Consider the following 5,240-nt stretch of genomic DNA (forward strand, 5'->3'; position numbering starts at 1 on the left):
GTTACGCGGGAATCGGCGCCGGAGTCGGCAGAGTGTTTACGGGCCACGGTCGCACGCGCGTCGGCGGCACGCGCCGCCTCTTCGAACTCGACCGCGCGAACATCGGCCTCCCGAGCCCTGGTGTCCTCCCCGGAGGCACGGGCCTGCGCGGCACGCACCCCCTCACGACGGGCCGCGACACGCGCGTCAGCGGCGATACTCATCTGTTCACGAACGGCACCACGCGCCGCGGCGTCCGCAGGAGCCACGAACTGTTCGGCAACCCGGTCGGTGCCCCAACCGCGAGCGAACACGTCGATGACCAGGGCGAACCGATCGAACACCTTGAACCGCCGCGGGTCGGACGTGCTCAGGCCGGGTTCGAGGAGACGGACAATGTGGAACTTGTCCTCGTCTTTCATGTGGGCCCAACGTGGTGGCGCGTAGTCCGAGGTGCCGTGGTCCATGACCGAAGCGATGGTGTCGGCGTACCGGGTCCGCAGGGTAGGGTCCTGGACCTTCCGAACCCGACCCTCGGAGAACCTGGTCCAGCTGTTCGTCATCAAAGCACCGTCGACACGTACTGCGCCGGCACCCCGACGCCAGCGAAAGACCGAACTCGGGTCGAAATACTCGTCCATCAACCCGAGCCAGTGCGCGGTCTCATGTACGGCTGCTTCCACCGGGTACCCGTCGTGCCAGCTCATCATGTGCAAACCCGGCATGTCCTTGGACCGGGCCGCGTCTTCGTAGTGGCGCACGATGGGAGTAGCGTGCAGGTCGTGCGAGGGTGTGGTGTCCTTGGCGAGTTCGAGGCGGACGTGCAGCTGATCGCCTGTTCCGGGCAACGGGTCGGTGCCGGGCACCGTGATCTCGTTGCCCTTCAGGTCCCTCGGGTCGCGAACGCTGTCCCTGCCGAACAGCGTCTCGAACAGGTCCTCGCCGAGCCGGTGCACCACCGCACCGCTCTGGTCGAGGAGGCTCCCGTCCCCACGCAACCGGAACCGGCCATTGAACATGGCGTCCAGCTTCTTGGCATAGTCCTTGAGATAGGCGTCGAACTGTCCCTTCGTCATGCTCGAGTGGCGGATGGGCCGCACGCGGAAGGTGATCTCCCGGACATGGGTCGGGCCATCCTTCCCGGTCTTCCCGCGGTACCGCTCGGGGATCGGGATCCGCCGGTGCTCGAACCTGCGCGGAGCGACCCACTTGGCTTTCATATCCGCCGAGACGAAGCGCGGCACGCCCAGGACCGTGCCCTCCGCCACCACCCCCGCCGGATTCTTGAGGGCACCGTGCGCATCGAAGTCGTTCTCGCCCAGCGGCCGGGCCGCGCGGGCGGACCTTTGGATCTCGGCCCCCGCGGAACTCACGTGTGCACCTACCTGGTGGACCCGCGCGGCCGCCCGCGCGATCTCCCACTCGTCCCTACCCGCCCCCCGCCACTTCGCCGGGTTCCCCACCACCTTGTGTTCATGGTCGGAAAGCGGGACCTCACCCTGAGGATCGGCCCACCGCTGTGGCGGTCGTGTCCCCGCCATGGTCTCGATCCGGTCCAGCGTCCGCCGCGCCACGTACGGGTGGTCCTCGCCCCGTGCCGGGTCCCCGTCCAGCATCCCCAGCCGACGCAGCACCTCGCCGATCCCTGCAACCTCGAGAGCGCCGGAGGGAGCAGGGTCCTGCGCGCCGTCCTGTGAGGACGGCATCGTAGACCAGGTCAAAGTGGCGTGGACCTGGTCGAGCGGGTGGTCGCTCTTCAGCACCACGACGGACACATGGAGTTGTTCGCCGCTGCGCGGAAGCACGTACTTGCGGTTGAACAGTTCCTCGACGTATCGCTTCACCTGCATGGTGGCCGCGAGCGCGCCCGGCTCGTCCACGCCGTCGCCCGCGGCGGCGCGCACCCTCAGCAGAACGTGTCGGAAGGATGCCGGATCACCCTGGTCACCCTCTCCCTCACCTCGGACGGCCTCGATCGGGGCGGACAGGAAAAATCGAGCGTCGAACGCCACCTTCGCGCGTATGCGGCCACGGCCGGTACCCACCTCGACGCTCAGCGGAGGGGCGTCATCCGGCAGCTTGAGGGCGTCGGCGAAGTCACGGGAGAACCAGCGTCCCTCCATCCTCGGATCAGCGTCCCCCCTCTTCCTCTTCCTGGCCCAATTCTGGTCGAAATCGGACAAGCCGTCCCGGATGGGCGCGGCGTTCTCAATGCGTTCCAGCGTTTGACGCGCCACGAACGGCTCTCCCCGGCCGCGCGTCGGGTCATGGTCGAGCAATCCCAACCGCCGCAGGAGGTCGCGTGTTCCCCGGTCGCCGTCCGCCGGCCCGAGAACACTGGACGGCGCCCCATCGACCTCGGGCGGAACCCGGTACCATATGACATCGGCATGGTAAGGCCGCCCGAGTTCGGCCGGCTCCACGGACACATGCAACTGATCACCGCTGTGCGGCAGCACGTACAGGCCGTTGAACAAGGCCTCGATTCGCTGCTTCAACGCCGCGGCGGCCGCCGTCGCGGCGTCCCGGGAGAAGACATTGGGGTTGACACGCACGCGCAACCGCACCTGGACCTGGCGAACGTAGCGGCTATCCGCACCGTCCTCACCAGGGACCTCGACCACGGAGGAGTCGAAGAAGGGGCGGTGGACCTCCACATCCGCACGCATCCGGCCGTGGGAGGTGTCAAGTTCGAAGTTCATTCGGGAAGGCGCCCCATCGGGCTCCTCTACGAAGGGGTAGGAGCGCACCCACTCCGACCGGACCGCCTCCTGTCGCGGATAGAACGTGGGCAGGCCGTCCCAGACGGGCGCCGGCTCCCGGAGAAGGAATCGCGGCACACGCCCACCGCGACCAGTGCCTCCCGCCGTCGAACCGCCCGCCACCGAAGTCCCCGCACCGATCTCGGGACTCGCGGTGAACCGGACCGGCGACGTGGCGGGATCCCGCCGCCCTTCGCCCGGGGCCTGCACGGTCCTGGCGTGCACAGGTCCCCCACCTGAGTCGGAGCCGCTGCCGGAATCCGTGGCGACGTACTTGACGTAGTCGGCACTGTCGGCGGTGACCCACTCGACACCCGAGAGGTAGTCGGTATACCTGGGGTCGACCTTCCAGTTACCCTTCCGGAACTCACCGAAGCGGCGCCTGTCATCGACTTGACGGGGATCTTGAGCCGCGATGTGGGAGGCCAGACGAGAGCGCATCTTGCCCGGTCCGGTGAACTGGGCGGCAACACCCCTGGCTTGTTCCGCCTGGGTGCCCTCGAGCTGCGGCAGCGGTCGTGGGACGGCGTTGCGAATCTCGTCGGTGAGGGCCAGCCCGGAGATCATCTCGTTCAGGAAGCGTGAGCCGGGTGGAGCGACGATGAGGTTGTTGTTGAAGTCTCCCAAACGCCACTGGTATCGGGCGGGTGTGGGAAGCCCGGCCTCGCCGGCTCCGGTGAGCAGCCCCAGCTCCCGCACCTTCCGCTGAACCTGGTTCTCCTGTTCCTGGTCGCGCAGCAACGGAGCGAGCATGGGCACGGAGTCGGTGCCCATCGACGGCAGGGAGCGGCCCAGGTCGATCGTTCCCGGGCCGATGTCGGAGTCGACGTGCATCCCGCCGTGGGTGACCAGGGCGTGATAGCGGACGATATCCGACTGCATCGGCCACACCTCCCGCTCAGTGGCGAAATCGTGTAGCTCGCGTGCTCCGCCCTTGATACCGAGGGCGTCGGCGGGGGATGTCGAGACCTCCACCACCGGCAGACCATCGTCCCCGATCGTGCCCGCCAAGTCGGAGAACAGTGCTCTGTTACGTCGACCCGCCGAATCGTCCGTCCACAGACGGACCGTCCAGCCCGCCTCCGCGGCACGGGCGACCCAGTCCCGCATGTTCTGCGCGCTGGCCTCGGGAATCTTTCCGTGGAACCAGTTCATGTGCAGGATGCGGGGCACCTGTCGGCCGCTGTCTCCGGGGGCGCCGACGACGATCCGCGGCGCGGGTGGTGCGACGGTGCGCAGTTCCGCGGAACGGTCGGTCTCCTTCCCACCCTGCCCCCTCGATGGGGCCAGAACGGTGGGGACCAGGTCATCCGCGATGATGCCGATCTTGTGTACGTCTCGCTTCTGGACGAATTCCTTGTACGCGCTGGAGACCTGCTCCCCGCGAGTCCCCGCCGTGTCGGAGGCACCGGCCCGACTGCCGTGGCCCCGCACCTCCGTGGCGGGCAACTGCCTGTTGTGCAGCAACGCCCAGTAGGCTTCGTTGACCCTGCGATGGGCGAAGTCCTTGATCTCCGATCGGCCGGCCTCGCTCAGCGCGGCTTTGCTCCTGGCGAACGGCACCGTGAGCACATCGTTGTGGTCCGCGGGAGGCGGTGGTGCGATGCGGACCGTGGCGGGCGCTTTCGCGGACACGACGTCCGGCGGCTCGAGCGGCACCGGCCGCCCCGTCCTCACGGGAACCGTCCGCTGCCCGGCCCGCCTGGTGGAGGCTCGGGCGAGGACATCGTCGGGAACGACGACACCGGAGTTCCGTAGGATGTTCAGCACATCGGCCAGCGTTCCCTGCTTCCGCCATGCCTTGAGCTGCTCGTACACCTGCGTCGCGGTCACTTGGACTCGTGAGCCGTCCGGAACGGTGATGGTGAGTTCTCGTGCCGGTGCACGATACAGCATCTGGTCGAACCCGGCGCTGAACACCTCCAGGGCCACGTGGCTCAGCCCCGCCTGGTCCAAGCCCCGGTCCAGGCCCAAACCCAGGCCGCCAAGGGCCGGATCCGATCCGGACCACAAACGGCGGGCGACCCCCTCCTTCGTTCCCTCCGGCAGGGCTCCGATCCACTCTCTGCCCGTCACCTCCAGGCCGCTGTCGGCGAGCACGATGAACGCATCGATCAGCTCACCTTCGCCACGCCACTGGTCGATCTGCCTCTTGACACCACCGGCCGTGATGTGAGTGCGTCCCTGAACGCCGGGGATGTCCTCGATCCGTGCGCGACCTGCGATGTGGTCACGCCCAGCGGCGAAGATGGCCAGCGCGTCGGCGTAGGCCAGATCAGTGGAATCGGTCAGTACGTCTTCGAGCACGCCCCGCATGGCCCCGGGCAACACGTCGATCATGGCCGAGGTGGGAACGCGCACCCCGTTCCGGTCCGCGAGGTCCATCGCCCGTGCCAGCCGACCGCTCTCCCGCCAACCGTCGAGCTTCGCTTCGAAGGCGGCACGGGCTTGGGCGAGACGGGCATCGACACCGGAGTCGGTCGCACGCGCACGGGCCTG

At 68.0% G+C, this 5,240-nt stretch carries 1 protein-coding gene; it reads right to left on the minus strand.

The genetic code is table 11. The features are described 5' to 3' along the window. Nucleotides 1-5,240: hypothetical protein (locus K8V84_RS18135; protein WP_304076423.1), on the minus strand; the 5,240-nt coding region annotated here is incomplete at both ends.

This window comes from Nocardiopsis listeri, from assembly GCF_020741345.1.
Taxonomy (GTDB): Bacteria; Actinomycetota; Actinomycetes; order Streptosporangiales; family Streptosporangiaceae; genus Nocardiopsis; species Nocardiopsis listeri_A.